This window comes from Pseudarthrobacter quantipunctorum, assembly GCF_045291495.1.
Classification (GTDB): Bacteria; Actinomycetota; Actinomycetes; order Actinomycetales; family Micrococcaceae; genus Arthrobacter; species Arthrobacter quantipunctorum.
The window spans coordinates 2,891,497-2,917,813 of sequence record NZ_CP148033.1 but is presented as its reverse complement, the minus strand read 5'-3'; the positions used below and the strand labels follow the sequence as shown (position 1 = coordinate 2,917,813).

Sequence of the window (26,317 nt, the reverse complement as noted above, 5' to 3'; positions counted from 1 at the left end):
CTGGATGCTGCCCTGCCGTGGGGAGCGGGCGCTATGGTGCAGCCACCAGCCCCTCCCACGCCACTGTCCAGCCGGCGGGGAATCCTGGGGCGTGCCGGTCCGGGCCGCCGTCCCAGCCCGCGGCCATCAGGGCCGTGGCGGCAAGCAGGCCGCCGTTGCCGGGAAGGTACAGCGGCAGCGAGTCGGTCTGGCGGTTATGCCCGTTGGGCAGCACTGTGTTCTTCCGGGCGTCCAGGAGGAGGGCGTTGACGGCGGCCTCCGGGTCCTCAAGGCGCGCGGCGGTCATGGCCAGCACGGGGTAGTCCCAGCCCCAGGTGCTGTCCCAGTCCCAGTCGGCAAGGACGCTGGCGAGGGTCGCCCGCATGATGTCCTTATCGATCAGGTCGGTTTCGGGCAGGACGCCGAGGGCGCACAGCATCGAGGGGTGGTCTGTCCTGATGGTGAAGGGCTCCACGTCAATGGCAGCGTAGACGCCATCCATTACCCGTGGCTTCACCAGGAGCCCGGCCACCTCCTGCCACTCCGGAACCGGTTCAAGTCCTAAGCGGTCCCGCCAGGTGGCCGCAACCCGAAGCGCCCACTGCCAGTACGCCAGCTCAAAGGTGGGATTGGTGACAGATGCCCGGATGGAGCCATAGCTCTCCTGGGCGGGAATCAGGGGCGGGCCGAGTTCAAAGCCGCGGGGCGTCCGGTGGGCGAAGCTCGCCATGAACATGGCGGATTCGAAAACGATCTCCGCAAACTCCTCGAGCACTTCCCGGCACGGGTTGGCGCGGTAGACGAGTTCCGCCAGGTGGATGGGATGCGGCTGCTGCCAGACCAGGAAGGTGCCGATGGGGCTGGGGCTTTCCCGCCCGTCCGGACCTACCTGCTTCGGCCAACGGACGCCGTCGAAGCCCTGTGACCTGGCGGTCTGCCGCGATGCCTCCAGCACCGTGGAGTACCAGCGCAGCGATGGGAGGAGGAGCTCCACGCGGTTCCAGTGGGCGAAGTGCGCGGCATGCCACCAGTGCATTTCCAGGTGGAAGCGGCCCCGCCAGGAGTTGCACACCAGCCCGGTTTCCTGCGGAGGCAGGGAGCCGGAGCAGTTGATGGCCGTCAGGTACTGGGACAGGACGATCCTGCGCTCCAGCTCCTTGGCCCGGGGGTCGTGCGTCGCTGCAAGCTCAATGGCGCCACCGGACAGCCAGAACCCGGGCCAGTAGGCTTCCGAGGCGGCTGCCACACTGCTGCCTGCCGGGAGGCCGGCAGGGCCGGAAGGCACGACGGCGGGCCTGGCCGTCGTGCCCGCGTCCTGCCGTGCTGCGGCCAGGGTTGCGCCGGTGTCACCACGGGGGACACAGTCCCCGTCCCCGGCGGAGGCGAAAGCAACCGCCAGGTCCATCACGCCCTGGCCCTCGTTGCCGCGGGGGTTGGGGCTTATCCGGAGACGGTGCTGCCCGGTCTGCGCCACGGTGAGGCAGCGTCCCGTGATCACAACCTCGTAGCGGGAATCATCCAGCTCGCGGCGGGTGGTCCAGGCCGTGGACCCGGCATGCAGCCCGGACGCGGCAGGCTCCCCGAGTGTTGTGGAGTGGGCGTCCTGGCTTGTCCAGTCGGCGGCGTCGTGCCACGCTTCGGAACCGTAGGGGAAGTCGATGGTGATGGCCAGGCTGTCCTGGAGGCCCTGCAATTCCACCCGAATGCCGAGTTCGTCCCGTTCGGGGTGGCAGGCGGTCGTGACCGTCACGGGGTGCCCGGCGAGCAGGAAGCGGCTGGTGACCGTCCCCGTCCAGAGGTCGAGTGTCTGCTCGGCCTGGGTGACATCCCCTTCGGTGAGGGCGCGGTCTTCTCCTGCCTCCGCCAGCCTGAAGCCGATGCGTCCCAGGTCAAGGCGGTGCGGGTTGGCCCGCAGCCAGGTTTCGGCGACCGACGTGCCTGCTTCACGGTCGTTGACGATGTCGCCCACCATGTCCACGTAAGGCACGGGTCCGCGCGGCGAGTCGTAGAGGACCGTGGAGCCCGAAAGCTCGTACGTCTGCGCGGGAGGAACGGAGTGCCATGCCCACTGGGCCTGCGTGCCAAGGAGCGTGCCGGGCGGAAGGTCATCCCTTGCTCCCACGGGATACGAACCCGGGAGCGACTGGAGGCCGGTGAGGTCCATCGTGAAGGCGAACTCGCCGTTGCCTATTGACACCGGGCTCCGGGGGTCGAGCGCCTGCTGGTGGACGTTATGCCGCCGGACGAGTGCGTTCCTGTCAATGGGGCCGCCCACGGGGACCTTTGGGGACGGCACTTTTGGGGACGGCGCGGTCGGGGAGGTGATGGCTGGAGTGCTCACAGTGCCTGCCTTCCCGGAGTTGTTCCGCTGTTACCGATGCCAGTTGATGGGGGAGCAAGGACCACGGTGTCCTCCAGTTCTTTGAGGTGATGGAAGGAAGCCCGCTCATGCGGGCTGTTGTTCGGCTGATGCAGGGTAAGGAAGAGCTGCCCGTTGAAAGTCCGGGCGATCATGCCATGGCCGCCGTCGGTACCCCACAAGGGCCCGTCCTCCTGGCGCCATGGACCCAGGACCGTGCCGGACCCGCTGCGTGCGATGCCCATGGCGTATCCATGGTCTCCGAAGCTCGACCACAGCATGATGAGGCTGCCACTGCTGAGACGGTGCAGGTATGGGCCGTCGGTGACGTAGGCCGGGAAGTCCAGTTCCGCTGTTGAGGGAACCTGCAGGGGACGGGACCAGGGTGCTTCCGAACCTCTGAACAGGAGGACGGGAGTGCCCTCGGCTTGTCGGAGGTCGGGGCTCAGCCGCTGGGCCATGACGGTTCCGTCGTGGACCTGCTTCCACTCGTGGCAAAAGACCATCCATGGTGCGCCGTCAGCATCCACGTGCAGCGTGCCGTCGAGGCACTGCCAGTTCCGGGGAGTCACGGGCCCGTCGCTCCAGGGCGTGTAGGGGCCCTCGGGGCGGTCTGCTGAAAGTATCTGTGTGCCGCGGAAATGTCCGGGTGCAGAGAAGGTGGCGAACATGAAGAAGCGGCCCTGGTAGCGATGCACTTCCGGGGCCCAGAATTGCTCGTGGCTCCAAAACCCGGGCAGGGGCCGGAACGCCGGCACTGGACCCTCCCAGTGGAGCAGGTCCGTACTGCGGTAGCAGTCGAATCCCGTAGCGGGTCCGGACCAGATGTTGGGGTCCGTGCTTCCGAACAGCAGGTATTCGTTGGCCTCGGGCAGCGGCAGGACGAAGGGATCCCGAATCTGGATGTCATTCAACTGCAGTGCCATCATGTCCGTTCTCTGGTCCTACGGAGCCGCCCCCTTGTGGGCTTCGGGAAGCTATTGACCCCTCGGCGGCAGCTTGATACGTTTCACGAAACCGTTTTCTGACGTACAAGGAAGCATACCCAATGGAGCGTACGATTTTCCGAACTGTCCGTAAATCAGTTGCTGCCCTTGCAGCGGTGAGCCTGCTGAGCGTGACGGTGGCCTGTTCCAGTACCCCGTCCAACGAGGCCCAGGACGGACCCGTTGAAATTCGTTTCTCATGGTGGGGAAATGAGGGGCGGGCGCAGCTGACCACCAAGGCCATCGCGGAATTCGAAGCCGCCAACCCGGACATCAAGGTGAAACCCGAATACGGTGACATCAGCGGCTACTTCGACAAACTTGCCACACAGGTGGCCGCCAACGATGCTCCGGATGTCATCACCATGGGCGGGGCCTATCCTGCCGAGTACGCCAACCGCGGCGCGCTCCTGGACCTGTCCGAGGTCAGCGAATCCCTTGACCTGTCCGCGATGGACCCGGGAGCGCTGGAGAACGGCCAGGTGCAGGGCACCCAGTACGGGGTCTCCACCGGAGCCAACGCCCTGGCCATTGTGGTCAATCCCGCTGTTTTCGCCGCCGCCGGGGTACCCCTGCCGGATGACAGCACGTGGAGCTGGGACGACTTCGCGAAGACCGCGGCGGATATCACGGCCAAGAGCCCCAAGGGCACCTACGGAACGGCAACGGTCCTCACCCACGATTCACTGGATGCCTTTGCCCGCCAGCGCGGTGAATCCCTCTACACCCAGGACGGCCGGCTGGGCCTGGACAAGGACACTGTCCAGGACTACTTCGACTTCTCGTTGAAACTGAGCGAATCCGGGGCGGCGCCAAATGCCTCCGAAACCGTGGAGAAGCTGAATGTCAGCACTGAGCAGACCCTGATGGGCATGGGCCAGGCAGGCATGATGCTCACCTGGAGCAACTCGCTGTCCGCGCTCAGCAAGGCCTCCGGCGCTGACCTGGAACTGCTCAAGCTTCCCGGCGAAACGCCCACCGCGGGCATCTGGCTCCAGTCATCCCAGTTCTACACACTCTCGGCCCGCAGCAAGCACCCCGAGGCTGCGGCCAAGCTGGTGGACTTCCTGGTCAACAAGGAGTCCGCCGCGAAGATCATCCAGAGCGACCGCGGCGTTCCCAGCAACTCCGGCATGCGTACCGCAATCCAGGACCTGTTGACGCCGCAGGGCAAGGTGGAAGCTGAGTACATCGACCAGATCGGCAAGATGGACTTTGCCCCCACTTACATCGGACCCACCGGCTCTACCGCGGTTTCCGAGATCACGGCCCGCATGAACACCGATGTCCTCTTCAAGCGGCTTTCGCCCGAGAAGGCTGCGGAGCAGTGGATCAGCGAAAGCAATGCCGCGATCGGCAAGTAGGCACCGGGCAGCAGGCAGCCGCGGGCCGGCTACTGCCCGGCGTCGAGGTACTGGTCCGCCCAGGCCGCGATGATCCGGGCAGCCCGGGCCGCCTGGCCCTTTCCGGTAAGGAGATGGTCGCTTCCCTCAAGGGATACGAAGTTCCGGGGGTGGCGGGCTGTCTGGAAAATGGTGCTGGCATTCTCGATCCCCACAGTGTTGTCCGTGGGGGAGTGGAGCACCATCAGCGGCTTGTGAAGCTGCTTGATGCAGTCCGTCAGGTCCGCGTTCTCCAGGTCTTCCACGAAGTGCTTGCGGATCTCCACGCGCTTCCCGCCAAGGTCCACTTCGGCGCTGCCCTCGCTCAGGATCTTGTCCAGGGCGGCGTCGAAGACGTGTGCCACATGCTTGGGCGAGAAGGGGGCGCCAACGGTGGCAACGGCGTCGAGCTCCGGGATCTCCCGTGCGGCGGCCAGCACGGCCGCGCCGCCGAAGGAGTGACCCACAAGCAGGGAAATCTGCTTCCCTTCGGCACGCATGAACTCGGCCGCCTTGACGGTGTCCGCCACCTTGTGGCTGAACGATCCCGCGGACCACTCACCGGCGGAGCCACCCAGGCCAAGGTTGTCGAACCTCAGCATGCCCACGCCGCTGTCCGCCAGCGCCTTGCACATCCGCGCGGCGGAAGGGCTGTCCTTGCCGAGGGTGAAGCCGTGCGAAAACACGCCCCAGCCCTTGACCGGCCCTTCCGGGACATCGATGATGCCGGAGAGCGTCTCACCGGTGGAGCCTTCGAAGGTGACCTTTTCGGAGCGGGACACGGCGTCCCCTTTCATTTGGTACGAATGGCTATGGGCCCACGCCCGCCGGGTTCCCTGGCCGCGCTTGCGAGGTCAGGGGGCGGGTGGGGAGAAACAACGACGGCGCCATCCCCCTAAGTGGGGGACGGCGCCGTCGTCCGCTAAATCCTTTGTCAGATCTTGCGGGAGAGAATTGCCTGCTTGACCTCGGCGATGGCCTGGGTCACCTGGATGCCGCGAGGGCATGCTTCGGAGCAGTTGAAGGTGGTGCGGCAGCGCCACACGCCTTCCTTGTCGTTGAGGATTTCGAGGCGCATGTCCCCGGCGTCATCGCGTGAATCGAAGATGAAGCGGTGGGCGTTGACGATCGCGGCCGGGCCGAAGTACTGGCCGTCGGTCCAGAACACGGGGCAGGACGACGTGCACGCGGCGCAGAGGATGCACTTGGTGGTGTCGTCGAAGCGCTCACGGTCCTCGGCGGACTGGAGGCGCTCCCGGGTGGGCTCGTGGCCCTTGTTGATCAGGAACGGCATGACCTCGCGGTAGGACTGGAAGAACGGCTCCATGTCCACAATGAGGTCCTTCTCCACCGGCAGTCCCTTGATGGGCTCAACCGTGATGGGCTTGGACGTGTCCAGGTCCTTCAGCAGCGTCTTGCAGGCAAGGCGGTTGCGGCCATTGATGCGCATGGCGTCCGAGCCGCACACGCCGTGGGCGCAGGAGCGGCGGAAGGACAGGGTGCCGTCAGTTTCCCACTTGACCTTGTGCAGGGCATCCAGCACACGGTCCGTGCCGTACATCGTCAGGTGGAAGTCGTCCCAGGTGGCTTCCTCGGAAACCTCCGGGTTGTACCGGCGGACGCGCATGTGCACATCGAACGTGGGGATCTCGCCGCCACCGCCGACGCCGGCAGGCAGTTCAATCTTTGAGGCTGGCTCAGCGATTTCAGCGGTCATCTTAGTACTTCCTCACCATCGGCTCGTAGCGGGTAAAGACGACCGGCTTGGTGGCCAGGCGGATGCCGGCGATTGACTCTGCCGATCCGTCTGCCGGCGCGTGGTCATCCTTGTACGCCATGGAGTGCTTCATGAATTTTTCGTCGTTGCGGTCCGGGAAGTCCTCGCGGAAGTGTCCGCCGCGGGATTCCTCGCGGTAGAGGGCTGCAACGGTCATTACCTTGGCCAGTTCCAGCAGGAACCCGAGTTCAACGGCTTCGAGTAGGTCAAGGTTGAAGCGCTTGCCCTTGTCCTGGACGTTGATCCGCTTGTACCGCTCCTCGAAGGAGGCGATGTCGCGCAGGACCTGGTTCAGGGTTTCCGCCGTGCGGAACACCTGCATGTTGGCGTCCATGGTGTCCTGGAGTTCCTTGCGGATCACGGCCACCTTTTCGTCGCCGGTGCCGTTCCGGGCAATGTCCAGCAGTTCGGTGGTGTAGGCCAGCGGGTTCTCCGGCAGTTCCACGAAGTCGGCCGTCTTGGCGTACTCGGCCGCGGCGATGCCGGCGCGCTTGCCGAACACGTTGATGTCCAGCAGCGAGTTGGTGCCCAGGCGGTTGGAGCCGTGCACCGAAACGCAGGCCACCTCGCCGGCTGCATACAGTCCGGGGACCACGGTGTCGTTGTCCTGCAGGACTTCGGTGGTGATGTTGGTGGGGATACCGCCCATGGCGTAGTGCGCCGTCGGGAACACGGGGACCGGCTCCGTGTAGGGCTCAACGCCGAGGTAGGTGCGCGCGAACTCTGTGATGTCCGGCAGCTTGGCATCGATGTGTGCCGGCTCCAGGTGCGTGAGGTCCAGGAGGACGTAGTCCTTGTTCGGGCCGCAACCGCGGCCTTCGCGGACCTCGTTGGCCATGGAACGGGCCACGATGTCGCGGGGCGCGAGGTCCTTGATGGTGGGGGCGTAGCGCTCCATGAAGCGCTCACCCTCGGAGTTGCGGAGGATTGCACCCTCGCCACGGGCAGCTTCGGAAAGCAGGATGCCCAGGCCGGCGAGGCCTGTCGGGTGGAACTGGAAGAATTCCATGTCCTCCAGGGGAATGCCGCGGCGGAAGGCGATGCCCATGCCGTCACCGGTGAGGGTGTGGGCGTTGGAGGTGGTCTTGAAGACCTTGCCTGCGCCGCCGGAGGCGAACACCACGGACTTGGCCTGGAAGACATGCAGTTCACCGGAGGCGAGGTCGTAGGACACGACGCCGGCAACACGCTTCTGCTTGAAGGGCGTGCCGTCCTCGCGGACAGCGTCCTCTTCAACGGTCAGCAGGTCCAGGACGTAATACTCGTTGTAGAACTCAACGTTGTGCTTGACGCAGTTCTGGTACAGGGTCTGCAGGATCATGTGGCCGGTGCGGTCCGCGGCATAGCAGGCACGGCGGACGGGGGCCTTGCCGTGGTCGCGGGTGTGGCCGCCGAAGCGGCGCTGGTCAATCCGGCCCTCGGGCGTGCGGTTGAACGGCAGGCCCATCTTCTCCAGGTCCAGCACGGCGTCGATGGCTTCCTTCGCCATGACCTCGGCGGCGTCCTGGTCAACCAGGTAGTCCCCGCCCTTGATGGTGTCGAACGTGTGCCACTCCCAGTTGTCTTCCTCGACATTGGCGAGTGCTGCACACATGCCACCCTGCGCGGCACCTGTGTGCGAGCGGGTGGGATAGAGCTTGGTCAGTACTGCTGTGCGCGCGCGCTGACCGGATTCGATCGCAGCGCGCATGCCGGCGCCACCGGCACCGACGATGACGACGTCGTACTTATGGACCTGCATACCAGATGCTCTTTCTCTCAAAATTCGCTATAAAACAACGGGCGGGCGTTGCCTGCGCCGCAAAACAGGGCCCGCGGAGATTCCCGCGGGCCCGGGGTGGTGCTGGTGCTAGGCAGGGCAGAATCCGCCAGGCAGGGGAACGCCGTCAACCACAGGGCAGGGATCGAAAGTGAAGATCACCAGGGTGCCCAGGACGATGATGACGACAGTGGCCGAGTAAAGGACGGTCTTCAGCCAGCGGCGGGTCGAGTCCTTTTCTGCGTAGTCGTTGATGATGGTGCGCACGCCGTTGGTTCCGTGCAGCATGGCCAGCCACAGCATCGCGAGGTCCCAGAACTGCCAGAACGGGTCAGCCCACTTACCGGCCACGAAACCGAAATCAATGGCCTTGATGCCTTCCCCCACAAGGAGGTTCACGAAGAGGTGCCCGAAGATGAGGACTACCAGGACCACGCCGGACAGGCGCATGAAGAGCCATGCGATCATCTCGAAGTTGCCCTTGCTGCCACCGTGACGACGGTACTGGGGGGCGATGCGCCCGCTGCGGGGACTCTCGATTGTTGCACTCATGGCTTAGTGACCTCCGAGGGCGAGGGACAGGTGGCGGATGGAGAAGGCGACCATGGTGACCAGCCAGAGGCCAAGGACTGCCCACAGCATCTGCCGCTGGTACTTGGCGCCCTTCTTCCAGAAGTCAACAGCAATGATGCGCAGGCCGTTGAACGCGTGGAAAACGATGGCGGCGACAAGGCCGGTCTCGCCCAGGGCCATAAGGGGGTTCTTGTACGCACCGATCACGGCGGTGTAGGCCTCTGGAGACACACGCACCAAGGAGGTGTCCAAAACGTGGACCAACAAGAAGAAAAAGATCACTACACCGGTAATGCGGTGTCCTACCCAGGACCACATGCCTTCACGGCCGCGGTACAAGGTGCCAGCTGGTTTTGTCGGCACTGATAAACCTCCCTGCAACACAGCGGCGCTGGCATGAGATCCACGCGGGGGGAACGCCTGCTGCGAGAGCACTCGTAGCTCAGGCCTAAATCTAGGCTCCGCTAACAGCTTATTCAATTTAGGAGCTCCTTGGTGACCAGCAGTGGCGCGGATCTTCCAAATTTATGAGACAAAGGACACACTGCCCCGTTGCGGGTGCGCAGTGCGTGCATGCGACACGGCGGATCCGGGGCGGAAACTCCCGCCGGAAGCGGCGCGCCGGGGTTCCGCTAAAGTAGGCGGTGATGAGTACAGACACAGTGACAAGCCCGGCATCACCCCTTGACCGCTTCATTGCGGTGATCCCGGCCGGCGGTGTGGGGACCCGCCTCTGGCCCCTGTCACGCGCCGCAGCTCCCAAATTCCTTCACGACCTCACCGGCTCGGGCAGTACACTCCTGCGCGCCACCTACGACCGGCTGCATCCGCTCGCCGGAAGCAAGATGCTGGTGGTCACCGGAAAGGCCCACCGGGATGCCGTGTGCCGCCAGCTTCCCGAACTCCACGATTCGGACCTCGTCCTCGAGTCCGAGCCGAAGGACTCCGCGGCTGCGATCGGCCTTGCCGCGGCTATCCTGCACGAACGCGATCCGGACACCATCATGGGTTCATTCGCCGCTGACCAGGTGATCAGCCCGGACCACCTCTTCCAGCAGGCCGTCCGCGAGGCAATCCACACTGCGGCGGCCGGCAAGATCGTGACCATCGGCATCAAGCCCACCCACCCCTCCACGGGGTTCGGCTACATCCGCTCCGGCCAGGAACTGCACATCGAAGGCGCCCCCAGTGCACTTGACGTGGTGGAGTTCGTGGAAAAGCCGGATGAGGAAGTGGCCCAGCAGTACGTGGACAGCGGCAACTACGTGTGGAACGCCGGGATGTTCGTTGCCCCGGTGGCCCTGCTGCTCAAGCACCTGGAAGCCAACCAGCCCGAACTGTTCAGGGGCCTGCAGGAAATCGCCCAGGCCTGGGACACCCCCGCCCGCGACGAGGTCACTGCCCGGGTGTGGCCCACCCTGCCGAAAATTGCCATCGACTACGCGGTGGCCGAGCCCGCCGCCGAGGCCGGGGACGTCGCCGTCGTGCCCGGTTCCTTCCGCTGGGACGACGTCGGGGACTTCGCCTCCGTGGGCCGGCTCAACAGTGCCAAGGAAGTCGACGACGTCACCGTGCTGGGCGAAGGCGCACGCGTCTTCACGGAGAACTCCTCCGGCGTAGTGGTTACCGACACCAAGCGCGTCATCGCCCTGATCGGAATCCAGGACGTCGTCATCGTTGATACTCCGGACGCGCTCCTGGTGACCACCATGGCAAACTCCCAGCGGGTAAAGGCCGCCGTCGACGCCCTCAAGGCCAGCGGCGACACCGACGTCCTTTGATGTAACGCTGCGACCGTGATGGCCGGTAATCAGCTGACCCTCGCTAGAGTGAAACAGTGCGCAACTACACTACTGAAGCCGAGCCCACCGACCTGGTGGCTCCCTGGCTCGAGCCCCTCCTGCCGGAACTGATCGACTTCCGGCGGGACCTGCACGCACATCCGGAACTGTCCTTCAAGGAGTTCCGCACCACGGACAAGCTTGCCGAGCGGCTCGAGGCGGCGGGACTCACGCCCCGCCGCCTCGAGGGAACCGGCCTCACGGTGGACGTAGGGGAGGGGCCCATCGCCACTGCCCTGCGCGGTGATATCGACGCCCTGCCCATCATTGAGGAAACAGGCCTGCCCTTCGCCTCGAAAAACCATGGTGTCACCCACGCCTGCGGCCACGACGTCCACACCACCACCATGCTGGGCATCGCCCTGGTGCTGCACCGGATGCACCAGGAAGAGCCGCTGGGGGCCACCGTCCGCATCATCTTCCAGCCCGCCGAGGAAACCATGCCCGGCGGCGCCCACGCCTGCATCGAGCAGGGCGTGCTGGAGGGAGTTCCGCGGATCCTGGCACTGCACTGCGATCCGCGGATCGAGGTGGGCAAGATCGGTACCCGCATCGGCGCCATCACCTCAGCCTCGGACACCATCCGCATCGAGCTGTCCGGGCGCGGCGGGCACACCTCCCGCCCGCACCTGACCGAAGAACTGGTGTTCGCGCTGGCACAGATCGCGGTCAACGTGCCCGCCGTCCTGTCGCGCCGGGTGGATGTCCGCAGCGGAGTCTCCGTGGTCTGGGGGCAGATCTCCGCAGGATCCGCACCCAACGCCATTCCCGGCACCGGCTACATGGCGGGAACCATGCGCTGCCTGGACCGCGACGCCTGGCACGAGGCCGGCGAGCTCCTGGACGAGGTGGTCCATCAGGTGGCGGCACCCTACGGCGTGGATGTCCGGCTTGAGCACACCAGGGGAGTGCCTCCGGTGGTCAACTCCGAACATGAAACCGCCGTCATCGAGGCGGCCGCCCGCGCCGAAATCGGCGAAGATGCCGTGGTCCTGACGCCGCAGTCCATGGGCGGGGAAGACTTCGCCTGGTTCCTCGCCGAACTTCCCGGTGCCATGATGCGGCTGGGCACCAAGACTCCCGGCGGCGAGGAGTATGACCTGCACCGCGGGGACTACATCGTGGACGAGCAGGCCCTCGGCCTGGGGATCCGGGTCCTGACCGCAGCGGCCCTGCGCACCATCCGCCACCGGTAGGCCCAGGCTGCCCGCCGTCGTCGGGCCTCACCTCTTACTTTTGCCTAGGGCGCACAAGTAAGTTGTGCACAACTTACTTGTGTACTATCGTTTAGTGTATGACCGATGCACCCAGGCTGGACCACCAGGTTTGCTTTGCGCTCTATTCCGCTTCCCGGGCTGCCACCGCGGTTTACCGCCCCGTCCTCGAGGAGCTGGGCCTGACCTATCCCCAGTACCTCGTGATGCTGGTGATGTGGGAGAACGAGCCCCGCGGCGTGAAGGAGATCGGCGAGGAGCTCGGGCTGGACTCCGGCACCCTGTCGCCGCTGCTGAAACGGCTGGAGGCCCTGGGGCTCTGTGGGCGGCGCCGGTCCGGCGAGGATGAGCGCCGCGTCGCCATCCACTTGACTCCCGCCGGCCGGGAGCTGAGCGGCAAGGCCGGTGCCATACCGCAGCGGCTCGCGCAGGCTGCGGGGCTGACCGCAGAGGAACTCGACCAGCTGCGCGACACGCTGGGCCGACTGACGGCCGCCCTGCACGATGCTCATTGACAGCACCGGTCCGAAACTTTCAACCCACCAACAGGACGGACAACCCGTGAAACCTCTTTACACTGCCGAGGCCCTCGCTTCGGGCGAAGGACGCGACGGCACTGCACGGACCAACGACGGAAAGCTGGATGTCACCCTGTCCAGCCCTGTCGAACTGGGCGGAAGCGGCCAGGGGACCAACCCTGAGCAGCTGTTTGCCGCCGGCTATGCGGCCTGCTTCCACTCTGCCCTCCGGCTGGTTGGCCGCAAGGAACAGGCCGACCTGACCGACTCCGCCGTGGCCGCGAAAGTGCACCTGGGCCAGCTCGAGGACGCCGGCTTTGGACTTGCCGCTGAGCTGGAGATTGCGCTGCCCGCGCTGGACCTTGCCACCGCCGAGGCGCTGGTGGCCAAGGCGCACCAGATCTGCCCCTACTCCAACGCAACCCGCGGCAATATTTCCGTAGACATCAAGATCCTGGAGTTCGCCGCATGAGCCTTCCTTCCGTTACCCGCGAAATCCAGCTGGCCTCGCGCCCGGTGGGCCGTCCCGTCCCGGAGAATTTCCGGCTGGCCGAGTCTGCGCTGCCCGAACTTGGTGACGGCCAGATCCTGGTCCGGAACCTGTTCATCTCGGTTGATCCCTACATGCGCGGTCGCATGAATGACGTGAAGTCCTATTCCGCTCCGTTTGCCCTGGACAAAGCGCTCGACGGCGGCGCGGTGGGCGAGGTGCTGGCCTCCCGTTCCAGCCAGCACAAGGAGGGCGACGTCGTCGTGCATTCCCTTGGCTGGCGGGAGTATGCGGTGGTTGAGGGAGATGCGGCCACCACCGCCGACACTGGGCTGGCGCCGGCGTCCGCGTTCCTGGGCGCCCTGGGCATGACCGGACTCACGGCCTATGCAGGGCTGCTGAAAGTTGCGGCATTCGCTCCGGGAGATGCGGTGTTCGTCTCCGGTGCGGCCGGAGCCGTGGGATCGCTGGTGGGCCAGATTGCCAAGGCAATGGGCGCTTCGCGCGTCATCGGATCGGCGGGCTCGCCCGCAAAGGTGGCCCGGCTGCTGGAGCTCGGCTTTGACGCCGCCTTCGATTACCACGACGGCCCGGTGCGGGAGCAGCTGGAAAAGGCTGCCGGCCCCAACGGCATCGATGTCTACTTCGACAACGTGGGCGGGGAGCATCTTGAAGCGGCGCTCTCCGTCCTCAACGTGGGCGGACGGGTAGCCATGTGCGGCGCCATAGCCCAGTACAACTCCACCGAACCAACCCCCGCGCCCCGCAACCTGATGCTCGCCATCGGAAAGCAGCTGACGCTCAAGGGATTCCTGGTGGGCGGCCAGCGGCAGCACGCCGCGGAGTTCGCCGGGAAGATGGCGGGCTGGCTGGCTGACGGCACTGTCCGGTACGACGAGACGATCGTTGATGGCCTGGAGAACGCTCCGCAGGCCTTCATGGACCTCCTGGACGGTGCCAACACCGGAAAAATGCTGGTCCGGCTCCAGGGCTGACCGGCCCCGTTCATCCAGTAGGGGTGCCGCTTTCCGCGGCACCCCTACTGGTTGGTAACAACTTGTAAACAATCTTCGGGATACCCGGCCCACGTGCTACGGGCACGTGGCGCAGGCCACTAAAGTTGGTGCCATCAGTGCGCTCCGGCGCAGTGCTGCGTGCCCTCAGTGAAAACAGAATTTCAGTGCAGAAACGGACACTCATTGAATTCGAGCCGTAGCGCCTCTCTCTTCATCCTGGAGGAAAATTGAAGAACTCACTGCGTGCAAGCTTCAAACGGGGGTCAATGGCCGGCGTGGCTACCCTCGGTGCTTCGGCGCTTCTGTTGACCGCCTGCGGCGCAGCCCCCGAAGCCGGGAGCACCTCAACGGCCGAAGCCAGCGACTACACCGGCTGCATCGTCTCCGACTCCGGCGGGTTCGATGACCAGTCCTTCAACCAGTCCTCCTACGAGGGGCTGAAAAAGGCCGAGACCGACCTGGGCATCAAGGTCAACCAGGTTGAGTCCAAGACCAACAACGACTTCGAGCCGAACCTGCGCGCCATGGTCAGCGCCGGCTGCGACCTCACCGTCACGGTGGGGTTCCTGCTGGGCGACGCCACCAAGGCACAGGCTGAGGCCAACCCGGACAGCCACTTCGCGATTGTCGACTTCGGTTACGAGACGCCGATCGCCAACGTCAAGCCGATCATCTACGACACCGCCCAGGCCGCGTTCCTCGCCGGGTACCTCGCAGCCGGCACCACCAAGACCGGCACGGTTGCCACTTTCGGCGGCATCAAGCTTCCCACTGTCACGATCTTCATGGACGGCTACGCGGACGGCCTCAAGTACTACAACGAGCAGAAGGGCAAGGACGTCAAACTCCTTGGCTGGAACAAGGAAGCCCAGGACGGCAGCTTCACCGGCGACTTCGAGAAGCAGGACGTCGGCAAGCAGCTCACCCAGAACTTCCTGGACCAGGGCGCGGATATCGTGATGCCCGTGGCCGGTCCGGTGGGCAAGGGCGCAGGTTCCGCGCTCAAGGAAGCCAAGGCCGCCGGCAAGGACGTCAAGCTGATCTGGGTTGACTCCGACGGCTACCTGACGGCTCCCGACTACAAGGACATCATGCTCTCCTCCGTCATGAAGACGATGGGCGACGCCGTGGAGAACGTGGTCAAGGAGGACAAGGAAGGCAACTTCGACAACACCCCGTACGTGGGCACGCTGGCCAACGAAGGCGTCCAGCTGGCACCGTTCCACGACCTCGACTCCCAGGTCCCCGCAGAACTGAAGTCCGAGCTTGAGCAGATCAAGAAGGACATCATCGACGGGAAACTGAAGGTCGAATCCGCGGCAAGCCCGAAGGCCTGATCCCTGCCTGAGCGCCACCCCCGGCCGGTTACCGACTGGCCGGGCGGTGGCGCTTTTTGCTGGCTGCCCCGCACCGGACGGCAGCCCGCGTATCCCAGGACTGCACCCACTAGGCTGGTGCTGCAGCCACATATCCCGTCCGGTCGATCACTGGACGCATCGAGATTGGTCAGAGTTTTGAAACTTGAACTCAGAGGGATCACTAAACGCTTTGGCACCCTGCTTGCCAACGACCACATCGACGTGGTGGTTGAGCCCGGACAGATCCACTGTCTCCTGGGTGAAAACGGGGCCGGCAAGTCCACCCTCATGAACGTGCTGTACGGCCTTTATGAACCGTCCGAGGGCGAAATCCTGGTTGACGGCAAGCCTGTTTCCTTCCGCGGGCCCGGTGACGCCATGGAAGCGGGCATCGGCATGGTCCACCAGCACTTCATGCTGGTTCCCGTCTTCACCGTCGCGGAGAACGTGGCACTCGGGGCCGAGCCCACCAAGGCCGCCGGCTTCCTCAACCTGGACGAGACGCGCCGCCGGATCAAGGAAATCTCGGACCAGTACGGGTTCGACGTTGACCCCGACGCCCTCGTCGAGGACCTGCCCGTCGGCGTCCAGCAGCGCGTTGAAATCATCAAGGCGCTGGTCCGCAACGCCAAAGTCCTCATCCTGGACGAACCCACCGCCGTCCTGACACCCCAGGAAACCGACGAACTCCTGGACATCATGCGGCAGCTCAAGTCGGGCGGGACGTCCATCGTCTTCATTTCGCACAAGCTGCGGGAAGTCAAGGCGGTCTCGGACACCATCACGGTGATCCGGCGGGGCAAGGTGGTAGGAACGGCCGACCCGGCCGCCTCCACCACCGAACTGGCGTCCATGATGGTGGGCCGCGCCGTCAGCCTCACCTTGGACAAAGCCCCGGCACAGCCCAAGGAAAAGACGTTCGAGGTCCGGAACCTTACCGTCATCGCCCCCAACGGCCAGCACATCGTGGACGGCCTCAGCCTCGAGATCGCCCGCGGAGAAATCCTCGCGGTAGCCGGCGTTCAGGGCAACGGCCAGACGGAACTGACCGAGGCCATCCTCGGCCTCCAGGACCGGGTCCACGGTTCCATCCTGCTGGACGGCCAGGAGCTCCTGGGCCGCAGCGTCAAAGAGGTGCTGAACGCCGGCGTCGGATTCGTCCCCGAGGACCGCTCCGTGGACGGCCTGATCGGCACCTTCTCCATCGCTGAGAACCTGATCCTGGACCGGTACGACCAACCCCCCTTCGCCAAGGGCATCAGCATGAGCCCTGCCAGGGTGCTGGAGAACGCCAAGACCCGGATCGAGGAGTTCGATGTCCGGACCCCGTCCGGTGCACTTGCCGCCGGAACACTGTCCGGCGGCAACCAGCAGAAGGTGGTGATGGCCCGCGAGCTGTCCCGCCCGCTGCGCCTGTTCATTGCCTCCCAGCCCACCCGCGGCGTGGACGTGGGATCCATCGAATTCCTGCACAAGCGGATCGTGGCAGAACGGGACCAGGGCACGCCGGTGATGATCATCTCCACAGAACTGGACGAGGTCATGGAACTGGCGGACCGGATCGCCGTGCTCTACAAGGGAAAACTCGTGGGTGTGGTCCCGGCCGGAACCAGCCGGGACGTCCTGGGCCTCATGATGGCCGGCATCCCGCCGGAGGAACATGTCCAGGCCCGAAAAGCCGCGGACACCACCACCATCAGCACCTCCGACGCCGAAGGAGGCGACCATGTCTGAAAAGCACCCACCCAAACACGCCGGAGGCGAGCCCGCTGACCGGCGGCCGCAGGCCACCCCCGCGTCCGAGGAAACCGCCGCACTCGTATCCGTTGATACCGCCGGCGGCGCCATGGAACCGTCGGCAGTCCCCGCGACGGCCCAAAGCGGCCAGCTCCCGGGTGGCCCCGATACCCTGCTCCGGAAAATCTTCACCGGCAGCGGCATGGTTTCGGTCCTGGCTGTCCTGCTGGCCCTCATCATCGGCGGGCTGCTCATCGCCAGCACGGACAGGCAGGTTGCCGCCACGGCCACGTACTTCTTCGCCCGGCCTACCGACTTCTTGGCTGCCGTCTGGAACGCGGCCACACGGTCCTACATTGCCCTGTTCCAGGGTTCGGTGTTCAACCCGCGGGGCAACGGGGTGGCGGCCCAGTTCGCGCCCTTCATGGAAACCCTCACCATCGCCACCCCGCTCATCACGGCCGGCCTGGGCGTGGCCCTTGCCTTCCGCGCGGGCCTGTTCAACATTGGCGCCCAGGGGCAGATCATCGTGGCCGGCATCCTGGCCGCGTGGGTGGGGTTCGCGCTCGACCTGCCGATGGGCCTGCACCTGCTCCTGGTCCTGGTGGCCGGCATCATCGGCGGTGCCTTCTGGGGCGGACTCGTGGGCGTCCTCAAGGCCCGCACCGGTGCCCATGAGGTCATCCTGACCATCATGTTCAACTACATCGCGCTGTATTTCCTGCGGTACCTCCTCAACACTCCTGCCTTCCAGCGGCCGGGGGAGTCGAACCCGATTTCGCCCATCCTGGACCCCACCGCCGTCTACCCGCAGATTTTGGGCAGCCAGTACCGGCTTCACCTTGGATTCCTCCTGGCCATAGCCGCCACCGTCCTGGTGTGGTGGCTCCTGAACCGCTCCACTGTGGGCTTCGAGTTCCGTGCCGTGGGGGCAAACCCCAAGGCCGCGCAGACTGCGGGCATCAACGTGTCCCGCTCCACCATCCTGGTCATGGCCATCGCCGGAGGGCTGGCCGGCATGTCCGGCGTGGCACAGGTTGCGGGTACGGAGAAGGTCCTCACTGACGGCGTTGCGGCCACCTATGGTTTCGACGCCATCACAGTGGCCCTCCTGGGACGTTCGACGCCGTGGGGCACCTTCGCGGCGGGCCTCCTGTTCGGCGCCTTCCGCGCCGGAGCAGTCCAGATGCAGATCCAGACCGGAACCCCCATCGACATCGTCCTGGTGGTCCAGTCCCTCATTGTCCTGTTCATCGCGGCTCCGCCGCTGGTCCGGGCCATCTTCGGCCTGAACCCCCGGCGCCGGAAGCCCGCCCGCCCGGCCAAGTACCGCGAGGCAGCAACCACCGGAGGTGCAGCATGAGCACGACAGTATCCTCATCCAGGCCCGGCAACCCGCAGCCCGGAAACGCAGGCAAAGATGCTGCCGCCGCCACTGTCTCGGCCAAGCCCGTGGGCTGGAAGACACCCGTGTTCCTGGCCGCCTTCGCGGTCATCGCACTGGTGTTCTTCGGTCTGCTTGCACCCAACCAGACGGCCAGCTTCGGGATCTCCACGGGCAGCGACTTTTTCCAGCTGCCGGCCCTCCAGGTGAACGCCTTCGTTGGCGGCCTGGTGCTGTCCATCCTCCTGCTGGGACTGGCGGCGTACGCCATCTACCTCAAGACCAGGGACAAGCCCGTCCCGGGCTGGCTGACCGTGGCGTTCATCGTCCTGTTCGTGGCCGCGTTCCTCATTTGGGTGGTGGGCGGCGCCCGGACCCCCAGCATCTCGCTGGCCGGGCTCATCGCCGGTTCAGTCACCCTGGCCGTTCCGCTGGTGTTCGGATCACTGTCCGGCGTCCTGTGCGAGCGGGTGGGCGTGGTGAACATCGCCATTGAGGGCCAGCTGCTGGGCGGGGCGTTCACCGCCGCGATCGTCGCCAGCATGACGCAGAACCCCTTCATCGGGCTGCTGGCCGCCGCCGTGGCAGGTGCCGTGGTTTCCATGGTGCTGGCACTGTTCAGCATCAAATACCTGGTCAACCAGATCATCGTCGGCGTGGTCCTTAACGTGCTGGTCTCCGGCGTGACAGGCTTCCTGTTCAGCACCGTGATGCAGGCCAACAAGGCGCAGTTCAACTCGCCTCCCGGCCTGGACATCATCGAGATTCCCGTCCTGTCCAGCATCCCCGTGATCGGCCCCATCCTGTTCCGCCAGTCCCTGGTGGGCTACCTGATGTACATCGCGGTCCTGGTGGTCTGGGTGGGCCTCTTCAAGACCCGGTGGGGACTGCGCGTGCGGGCTGTCGGCGAGCACCCGCAGGCCGCGGACACCCTGGGCATCAACGTGAACGCCACCCGGTTCTGGAACGTCACCCTGGGCGGGGCAGTGGCCGGCATCGGCGGGTCCTTCTTCACCCTGGTGGCCATCGACAGCTTCACCAAGGAGATCTCCGGCGGCCGCGGCTTTATTGCCCTGGCGGCCCTGATCTTCGGCCGGTGGAACCCGATCGGGGCTTTCTTCGCCGCGCTGCTGTTCGGATTCGCGGACAACCTGCAGAGCATCGTCACCATTATCGGCACGCCGGTTCCCAGCCAGTTCATGGCCATGCTCCCGTACCTGGTAACGGTCCTGGCGGTGGCAGGGCTGGTGGGTAAATCCAGGGGACCCGCGGCCAGCGGCATTCCGTATGTCAAGGGCTGACAGCGTGGACGGACCTGCAGAAGCGCGCGGCGCCACAGGCTTTGACAAGCTGCAGCCGGTTGACTGGGAGGCATTGAAGGCTGCCGCGGTCGCCGCGATGGAGCACGCCTACGTTCCCTATTCGAAGTTCCCGGTGGGTGCAGCGGCCCTGACCGGCGACGGCCGGCTGGTCAGCGGCTGCAACGTGGAGAACGCCAGCTACGGCCTGACCCTCTGCGCCGAATGCGCGCTGGTGGGCAACCTGCACATGACCGGCGGGGGCCTGCTCCGCGCGTTCTACTGCGTGGACGGGGGCGGCAACGTACTGATGCCCTGCGGGCGCTGCCGGCAGCTGCTGTACGAGTTCCGCGCCCCGGACATGGAGCTCATGACAACCCAAGGCATCAAAACGATGGACCAGGTGTTGCCTGACGCCTTTGGTCCCCAACACCTGGAGGAAACAGCGTGACTGACAAGGTGGCAAAGACCCACGCAGTGGACAACATGGCCGAACCGTTCGACGCCGTCGACATCATCCGCGTGAAGCGGGACAAAGGTGTCCTGAGCCCGGAACAGATCGACTGGACCATCGACGCCTACACCCGCGGCGCCATCGCCGACGAGCAAATGGCGGCCCTGAACATGGCCATCCTGCTCAACGGCATGAACCGCACGGAGATTGCCCGCTGGACGGCGGCGATGATCGCCTCGGGCGAGCGGATGGACTTCTCCAGCCTTCGCCGGCCCGACGGCGGCCTGAAGTACACGTCGGACAAGCACTCAACGGGCGGCGTGGGGGACAAAATCACACTGCCGCTCGCGCCGCTGGTTGCGGTGTTCGGGGTGGCTGTTCCGCAGCTCTCGGGCCGGGGGCTTGGCCACACCGGGGGCACCCTGGACAAACTCGAATCCATCCCGGGGTGGCGTGCTTCCCTGAGCAGCGAGGAGATGCTCGCGCAGCTCCAGGACGTGGGCGCCGTGATCTGCGCCGCCGGCGCCGGCCTGGCCCCCGCTGACAGGAAGCTTTACGCGCTGCGTGATGTCACGGGGACGGTGGAGGCCATTCCGCTGATTGCCTCATCCATCATGAGCAAGAAAATCGCCGAAGGGACCGGCTCCCTGGTCCTCGACGTCAAGGTGGGCAGCGGCGCGTTCATGAAGGACGAAGCCCGGGCGCGCGAGCTTGCCGAGACCATGGTGGCGCTGGGCAAGGACGCGGGCGTGAACACCGTGGCGTTGCTCACCAACATGGACACCCCGCTGGGACTGACGGCCGGCAACGCCATCGAGGTCGAGGAATCCCTGGAGGTTCTGGCCGGCGGCGGTCCGGACGACGTCGTGGAGCTGACCGTCCGGCTCGCAGAGGAAATGCTTGCCTGCGCCGGAGTGTCCGACGCCGATCCCGCCGCCGCGCTCAAGGACGGCCGGGCCATGGACATCTGGAACCGCATGATTGAAGCCCAGGGCGGGGACCCGCGGGCCAAGCTGCCCGTCGCCCGCGAGTCCGAGGTGGTCTACGCCCCGGCGGACGGGGTGCTCGTGGAGCTGGACGCCCTCGCCGTCGGCGTTGCGGCCTGGCGCCTCGGTGCCGGGCGCGCCCGCAAGGAGGACGCCGTCCAGGCAGGCGCCGGAGTCCGGATGCATGCCAAGCCCGGCGCCCTGGTCCGCGCGGGGGAGCCCCTGATGACCCTGCTCACGGACACCCCGGAGCGCTTTGCGCGGGCCAAGGAAGCGCTGGAACACGCAGTGGTCATTGCACCGGAGGGATCGAGGCCGGCACAGCGGTTGATCATTGACCGAATAGCATAGGGATCCATGCAGGCCATCAATGACTTCATCCTTGCCGCCGCAGGACAGCCCTGGGTGCTGTTCGTCGTCCTTGCGTGCTGCATCATTGACGGCTTCTTCCCGCCCATTCCCAGCGAATCGGTGGTGGTGGGCCTGTCCGCAGTCGCCGCCACCGCCGACGTCCCCAACCCCTGGCTGCTGATGCTGGTGGCCGCGCTTGGTGCTTTTTCGGGTGACAACATCGCCTACCTGATTGGCCGCAGGGTGGGCACCCGGCGCTGGTCCTGGATGCGGGGGCCGCGGATGCAGAGCGCCTTCAGGTGGGCCGGCAGGGAACTGCGCAAACGGCCCGCGTCGCTGATCCTGGTGGCGAGGTTCGTCCCGATCGGCCGGGTGGCGGTCAACCTCACCGCCGGGGTAACCCACTATCCGCACCTGCGTTTTGTGGGGCTGACCATCCTGTCAGCCACACTCTGGGCCGGCTACTCGGTGGGAATCGGGCTGTTTTTTGGCCAGTGGTTCGAGGACAACCACCTGCTGGGGGCGGTCATCGCCATTGTGTGTGCGGTGGCCCTGGGGATCGTGGTGGACCTGGCCATCAACCGCCTCCGGCGGCAGCCGCCAATGGTGGAGCGCATGAAGGAACCCGAAGCGTAGGCGAAGCGTTGTTCCAGCAGGCAGGGGCGTAGCGAAGGCGCCCTGCCCATGGGAGACTTAGAGACGATTTCCGCTTGGCCGGGTCACTGACGGCCACGCCAATTTGCATAGGAGCAACACCCGCGTGGAGTTTATTAATGAGGCCGTGCTCCATGCAGCGGGTCAGTGGTGGATCTACCCGCTCCTGCTGGTGTTCTTCTTCGTTGACGGCTTCGCCATGGTGGTCCCCAGCGAAACGCTGATCGTGGCCCTGGCGGCCTTTTCCCGGCACAGCGGCGAACCGAACCTCTGGATCCTGGGCTTCACCGCCCTGGTTGGAGCCATCGCAGGGGACAACATGGCGTTTATGCTCGGCAGGCGCATCGGGCTCAAGCGGTGGAAGTGGATGCGCCGCACCAAAGTCCAGAAGGCCTTCAGCTGGGCCCGCTACGAGCTGGACAAGCGCGGCGCCGTACTGATCTTCACCGCCCGCTACATCCCCTGGGGCCGGGTGGCCGTCAACTACGTCGCAGGCAGCACGGGATTCCCGCACCGCCGCTTCTTCCTGCTCGATGCTTTCGCCTGCTTCACGTGGGTGGGCTACTCCATCGGGATCGGCCTGCTGGCCAGCTCTTTCCCTTGGCTGCACCACAATCCGCTCCTCAGCGCAGGCATCGCGGTGGTCTTCGCCATCATTCTGGGCGTCCTGCTGGACCACGTGCTCCGGCTGTGGCACAAGCACCTCGCCCGGAACGACGCGCAGGAGGTTGACGGGTGGCTCGACGGCGGCCCGTCCGGTGCCCGCGGCCCACGGAACGGCAGCGCGCAGCACTATGCTTCCGCAGCCGGGGACGGCGAACCGGCAGCAAAGTAGCGGCTGGCTTTGGGCTCCTGCCCACCCTAAGGTGGGAACGTGACTGAGCCCATTGTTGACGCTGCCCCTGCCATCGATTTCGACCTGAAGAACTTGCCCAAGGTCTCCCTCCACGACCACCTGGACGGAGGACTGCGCCCGGCCACCATCATCGAGCTGGCGGAAGCCGTTGGGCACACACTGCCTTCCACCGATCCCGTTGCCCTGGGCGAGTGGTTCCGCGAGTCCGCCAACTCGGGCTCGCTGGTCCGGTACCTGGAGACCTTCGACCACACCGTGGCCGTCATGCAGACCCACGAGGGCCTGTTCCGCGTGGCCAAGGAGTTCGTTGAGGACCTCGCTGACGACGGCGTGGTGTACGGCGAGGTGAGGTGGGCGCCGGAGCAGCATCTCCGGAAGGGCCTCTCGCTGGATGAGGCCGTCGAGGCCGTGCAGGAAGGCCTCGAAGCCGGCGTCGAGGCCGTGGGGGAGAGCGGGCGCGAGATCCAGGTGGGCCAGCTCATCACCGCCATGCGCCACGCGGACCGCGGCCAGGAGATCGCCGAGCTCGCCGTCCGCCACCGCAACAAGGGTGCCGTCGGTTTCGACATCGCCGGAGCCGAGGACGGTTTCCTTCCCGCCCGCTTCCGGGATGCCTTCACCTACCTTGCGCAGCACAACTTCCCCGCCACCGTCCACGCCGGAGAGGCGGCCGGGCTGGAGAGCATCCAGTCCGCCCTGGTGGACGGCCGCGCCCTCCGCCTGGGCCATGGCGTAAGAATCGCCGAGGACATCATGGTTGAGTTCGAAGACGACGCCGAAGACACCGTTGGCCTGGTCACCCTGGGTGACCTCTCCAGCTGGATCCGGGACCGCGGCATCGCCCTGGAAATCTGCCCGTCCTCCAACCTGCAGACGGGTGCGATTGCCGGGTTCGGCGAGGGCATCGAAAGCCACCCCTTGGACATGCTGTACCAGCTCGGCTTCAACGTCACCATCAACACCGACAACCGGCTGATGAGCGGCGTTACGCTGACGGACGAGTTCGACCTGCTGGTGGAAACCTTCGATTACGACCTCGACGACCTGCTGGAACTGACCCTCAACGCCGCCGAGGCATCCTTCCTGCCCCTGGAAGAGAAGGAAGCCCTGGTGGAGTACATCAACGACTCCTACGCCAACCTTGGCTAACCAGCCGGAGGCCGGCAGCTACCCTGCGGGTGAAGTGGGGGAGCTTCAGTACGTCATCGCTTCCCTGCGGGAGCACTGCCCCTGGATGGGGGCGCTCACCCACGCATCCCTGGTGGAGTACCTCCTCGAAGAGGCCTTTGAAGTGGCCGAAACGATCGAGGCTGCCGCGCCCGGCGAAGGCGGGGGCGCGGGCGGAGCGGCGAACCCGCAGGGAATTGACGACGCCGAGCTGCTGGGTGAGCTGGGCGACGTCCTCCTGCAGGTGGTGCTGCACGCCCGGCTCGCCGAGGAACGCGGCGCTTTCACGTTCGACGACGTCGCACGCGGCCTGAGTGCCAAAATGGTCCGCCGGAACCCCCACGTCTTCCGTCCGGACGGTTCCCTGCAGGACACGTTCCCCTCAACCGTGGAGGAAATCGTGCAGAAGTGGGACGCCGTGAAGCGCACCGAGCGGCCGGAACGGCAGGATCCGTTCGCGGGGATTCCCCAGGCGCTTCCGGCACTTGCCCGGGCACAGAAATCAATCGACCGGGCCGCGCGGGCCGGGGTCGCCCTGCCGCCTTCCGTTCCCATCCCCGGAACGGAAGAAGAGCTCGGGGAGCTGCTGCTCGCCGTCGTCCATTCCGCACGGACCAGCGGATTCGATGCCGAGCGTGCCCTGCGCGGCGCCGTCCGGCGCTACCAGCAGGGCTAGCCGCACCATCATGACGTCCGGGCGCTGGATAGTTTTCCGTAACCCGGACCACTCTCGACTACGCTGGTCTGTGACGAGTACGTCGAATTTTTCTGTTAGATCCCCCCGTTAATCGCCCATAAGGAGCAAATTCATGGCGCTTATCGATGCCATCCACGCCCGCGAGATCCTCGATTCCCGTGGCAACCCGACCGTAGAAGTTGAGGTCCTGCTCTCCGACGGCCAGATCGGCCGCGCAGCAGTTCCCTCCGGTGCTTCCACCGGCGAGCACGAAGCCGTTGAGCTGCGCGACGGCGACAAGGGCCGTTACCTCGGCAAGGGTGTCCAGAAGGCCGTTGACGCGATCATCGACCAGATCGCCCCGGCACTGACCGGCTTCGACGCCACCGACCAGCGCAGCATCGACCAGGCCATGCTTGACCTGGACGGCACCCCGAACAAGGGCAAGCTGGGCGCCAACGCCATCCTGGGCGTGTCCCTGGCCGTTGCCAACGCAGCCGCCGCCTCCGCGGACCTGCCGCTGTACAAGTACCTGGGCGGCCCCAACGCCCACGTCCTGCCCGTCCCGCTGATGAACATCCTCAACGGTGGCAGCCACGCCGATTCCGACGTCGACATCCAGGAATTCATGGTTGTTCCGCTGGGCGCCGAGACCTTCTCCGAGGGCCTGCGCTGGGGCGTTGAGGTCTACCACGCCCTCAAGTCCGTCCTCAAAGAAAAGGGCCTCGCCACCGGCCTGGGCGACGAAGGCGGCTTCGCGCCGAACCTGCCGTCCAACCGCGCGGCACTGGACCTGATCCAGGAAGCCATCAAGAACGCCGGCTACACCCCGGGCAAGGACATTGCCCTGGCCCTGGACGTTGCCTCCTCCGAGTTCTTCACCGACGGCGCCTACCAGTTCGAAGGCAAGTCGCTGACTTCGGCCGAGATGAGCGCCTACTACGCCGAGCTCGTGGCCGACTACCCGCTGGTCTCCATCGAGGACCCGCTGGACGAGAACGACTGGGACGGCTGGAAGACCCTCACCGATTCCATCGGCGACAAGGTCCAGCTGGTTGGCGATGACCTGTTCGTCACCAACCCCTCCATCCTGCAGCGCGGCATCGACACCAAGACCGCCAACTCGCTGCTGGTCAAGGTCAACCAGATCGGCTCGCTGACCGAGACCCTGGACGCCGTCAGCCTGGCCCAGCGTGCCGGCTACACCACCATCACCTCGCACCGCTCCGGCGAAACCGAGGACACCACCATCGCCGACATCGCGGTGGCCACCAACGCCGGCCAGATCAAGACCGGCGCCCCGGCCCGCTCCGAGCGCGTCGCCAAGTACAACCAGCTGCTGCGCATCGAAGAGGAACTCGACGACGCCGCACGCTACGCCGGCCGCGCTGCCTTCCCGCGTTTCAAGGGCTAGTAGCCGCGTAAAACAATCAACGGTGGCTATGGTTGAAAGACCATAGCCACCGTTGCTGTTTCAGCAGCACGTGTTTCAGCAGTACGTG

The 26,317-nt window shown here is 65.6% G+C and carries 24 protein-coding genes; 17 read left to right on the top strand and 7 right to left on the bottom strand.

Going from position 1 to position 26,317, the window contains the following annotated elements:
- Positions 1 to 31: 31 nt before the first annotated feature.
- Positions 32 to 2,143: a hypothetical protein gene (locus WHH00_RS13195; RefSeq protein ID WP_406638602.1), complete on the bottom strand. Its 2,112-nt coding sequence runs from the start codon at positions 2,141 to 2,143 to the stop codon at positions 32 to 34.
- Positions 2,144 to 2,316: 173 nt separating this feature from the next.
- On the bottom strand, positions 2,317 to 3,267 hold the full coding sequence (locus WHH00_RS13190) for a glycoside hydrolase family 43 protein (protein ID WP_406633406.1): 951 nt from the start codon (positions 3,265 to 3,267) through the stop codon (positions 2,317 to 2,319).
- Positions 3,268 to 3,386: 119 nt separating this feature from the next.
- On the opposite strand from WHH00_RS13190, the gene WHH00_RS13185 reads away from it, so the two are divergent.
- Positions 3,387 to 4,688: an ABC transporter substrate-binding protein gene (locus tag WHH00_RS13185; protein ID WP_406633404.1), complete on the top strand. Its 1,302-nt coding sequence runs from the start codon at positions 3,387 to 3,389 to the stop codon at positions 4,686 to 4,688.
- A gap of 29 nt (positions 4,689 to 4,717) precedes the next feature.
- On the opposite strand, the gene WHH00_RS13180 is transcribed toward WHH00_RS13185, so the two are convergent.
- The 5 genes from WHH00_RS13180 to sdhC all read right to left on the bottom strand — a co-directional run bounded on the left by WHH00_RS13180 (position 4,718) and on the right by sdhC (position 9,178).
- Positions 4,718 to 5,488 (bottom strand): S9 family peptidase, encoded by a 771-nt coding sequence (locus tag WHH00_RS13180; RefSeq protein WP_231455909.1) that lies wholly within the window; start codon positions 5,486 to 5,488, stop codon positions 4,718 to 4,720.
- Positions 5,489 to 5,640: 152 nt separating this feature from the next.
- Entirely contained in the window at positions 5,641 to 6,423 is a 783-nt protein-coding gene (locus WHH00_RS13175) for a succinate dehydrogenase iron-sulfur subunit (RefSeq protein ID WP_406633401.1), read from the bottom strand.
- Between the two features lies 1 nt (position 6,424).
- Entirely contained in the window at positions 6,425 to 8,224 is a 1,800-nt protein-coding gene (gene sdhA / locus WHH00_RS13170; protein WP_406633399.1) for a succinate dehydrogenase flavoprotein subunit, read from the bottom strand.
- A gap of 108 nt (positions 8,225 to 8,332) precedes the next feature.
- Positions 8,333 to 8,794, bottom strand: coding sequence for a succinate dehydrogenase hydrophobic membrane anchor subunit (locus tag WHH00_RS13165; protein WP_231457913.1), 462 nt, complete (start codon positions 8,792 to 8,794; stop codon positions 8,333 to 8,335).
- A gap of 3 nt (positions 8,795 to 8,797) precedes the next feature.
- On the bottom strand, positions 8,798 to 9,178 hold the full coding sequence (gene sdhC, locus WHH00_RS13160) for a succinate dehydrogenase, cytochrome b556 subunit (protein ID WP_074446982.1): 381 nt from the start codon (positions 9,176 to 9,178) through the stop codon (positions 8,798 to 8,800).
- Positions 9,179 to 9,462: 284 nt separating this feature from the next.
- Here sdhC and WHH00_RS13155 point away from each other — a divergent pair, with 284 nt between their 5' ends.
- The 16 genes from WHH00_RS13155 to eno all read left to right on the top strand — a co-directional run bounded on the left by WHH00_RS13155 (position 9,463) and on the right by eno (position 26,229).
- The gene (locus tag WHH00_RS13155; RefSeq protein ID WP_231457912.1) at positions 9,463 to 10,596 is read left to right on the top strand and encodes a mannose-1-phosphate guanylyltransferase; all 1,134 of its coding nucleotides are present in this window, start codon (positions 9,463 to 9,465) and stop codon (positions 10,594 to 10,596) included.
- 56 nt (positions 10,597 to 10,652) lie between these two features.
- Positions 10,653 to 11,852 (top strand): amidohydrolase, encoded by a 1,200-nt coding sequence (locus WHH00_RS13150; RefSeq protein ID WP_406633396.1) that lies wholly within the window; start codon positions 10,653 to 10,655, stop codon positions 11,850 to 11,852.
- A 98-nt stretch (positions 11,853 to 11,950) separates the two neighbouring features.
- On the top strand, positions 11,951 to 12,385 hold the full coding sequence (locus WHH00_RS13145) for a MarR family winged helix-turn-helix transcriptional regulator (protein ID WP_406633394.1): 435 nt from the start codon (positions 11,951 to 11,953) through the stop codon (positions 12,383 to 12,385).
- Positions 12,386 to 12,431: 46 nt separating this feature from the next.
- A complete protein-coding gene (locus WHH00_RS13140) occupies positions 12,432 to 12,860 on the top strand; it encodes an organic hydroperoxide resistance protein (RefSeq protein ID WP_406633392.1) in 429 nt (142 codons plus the stop codon).
- On the top strand, positions 12,857 to 13,873 hold the full coding sequence (locus tag WHH00_RS13135) for an NADP-dependent oxidoreductase (protein ID WP_406633390.1): 1,017 nt from the start codon (positions 12,857 to 12,859) through the stop codon (positions 13,871 to 13,873). The genes WHH00_RS13140 and WHH00_RS13135 overlap by 4 nt, the downstream gene beginning before the upstream one ends.
- A 287-nt stretch (positions 13,874 to 14,160) precedes the next feature.
- The gene (locus WHH00_RS13130) at positions 14,161 to 15,231 is read left to right on the top strand and encodes a BMP family protein (RefSeq protein ID WP_406638600.1); all 1,071 of its coding nucleotides are present in this window, start codon (positions 14,161 to 14,163) and stop codon (positions 15,229 to 15,231) included.
- 177 nt (positions 15,232 to 15,408) lie between these two features.
- A complete protein-coding gene (locus tag WHH00_RS13125; RefSeq protein ID WP_406633388.1) occupies positions 15,409 to 16,986 on the top strand; it encodes an ABC transporter ATP-binding protein in 1,578 nt (525 codons plus the stop codon).
- A complete protein-coding gene (locus tag WHH00_RS13120; protein ID WP_406633386.1) occupies positions 16,979 to 18,352 on the top strand; it encodes an ABC transporter permease in 1,374 nt (457 codons plus the stop codon). The genes WHH00_RS13125 and WHH00_RS13120 overlap by 8 nt, the downstream gene beginning before the upstream one ends.
- Positions 18,349 to 19,674 (top strand): ABC transporter permease, encoded by a 1,326-nt coding sequence (locus WHH00_RS13115; RefSeq protein WP_406633384.1) that lies wholly within the window; start codon positions 18,349 to 18,351, stop codon positions 19,672 to 19,674. Before WHH00_RS13120 ends, WHH00_RS13115 begins: the two co-directional genes overlap by 4 nt.
- Positions 19,675 to 19,678: 4 nt before the next feature.
- Positions 19,679 to 20,122, top strand: coding sequence for a cytidine deaminase (locus tag WHH00_RS13110; RefSeq protein ID WP_406633382.1), 444 nt, complete (start codon positions 19,679 to 19,681; stop codon positions 20,120 to 20,122).
- 35 nt (positions 20,123 to 20,157) lie between these two features.
- Positions 20,158 to 21,462 carry a thymidine phosphorylase gene (locus WHH00_RS13105; RefSeq protein WP_406638598.1) on the top strand — a complete coding sequence of 435 codons (1,305 nt, stop codon included), beginning with the start codon at positions 20,158 to 20,160 and terminating at the stop codon, positions 21,460 to 21,462.
- A gap of 6 nt (positions 21,463 to 21,468) precedes the next feature.
- Positions 21,469 to 22,098, top strand: coding sequence for a DedA family protein (locus WHH00_RS13100; protein ID WP_350004266.1), 630 nt, complete (start codon positions 21,469 to 21,471; stop codon positions 22,096 to 22,098).
- 124 nt (positions 22,099 to 22,222) lie between these two features.
- Positions 22,223 to 22,951: a DedA family protein gene (locus WHH00_RS13095; protein WP_406633381.1), complete on the top strand. Its 729-nt coding sequence runs from the start codon at positions 22,223 to 22,225 to the stop codon at positions 22,949 to 22,951.
- Positions 22,952 to 22,990: 39 nt separating this feature from the next.
- Positions 22,991 to 24,121: an adenosine deaminase gene (locus WHH00_RS13090; RefSeq protein WP_406633379.1), complete on the top strand. Its 1,131-nt coding sequence runs from the start codon at positions 22,991 to 22,993 to the stop codon at positions 24,119 to 24,121.
- Between the two features lie 85 nt (positions 24,122 to 24,206).
- Complete coding sequence (locus WHH00_RS13085; protein ID WP_406638596.1) at positions 24,207 to 24,815, top strand: MazG nucleotide pyrophosphohydrolase domain-containing protein; 609 nt, start codon at positions 24,207 to 24,209, stop codon at positions 24,813 to 24,815.
- Between the two features lie 133 nt (positions 24,816 to 24,948).
- Positions 24,949 to 26,229 carry a phosphopyruvate hydratase gene (gene eno / locus WHH00_RS13080; RefSeq protein WP_406633377.1) on the top strand — a complete coding sequence of 427 codons (1,281 nt, stop codon included), beginning with the start codon at positions 24,949 to 24,951 and terminating at the stop codon, positions 26,227 to 26,229.
- Positions 26,230 to 26,317 lie beyond the last annotated feature (88 nt).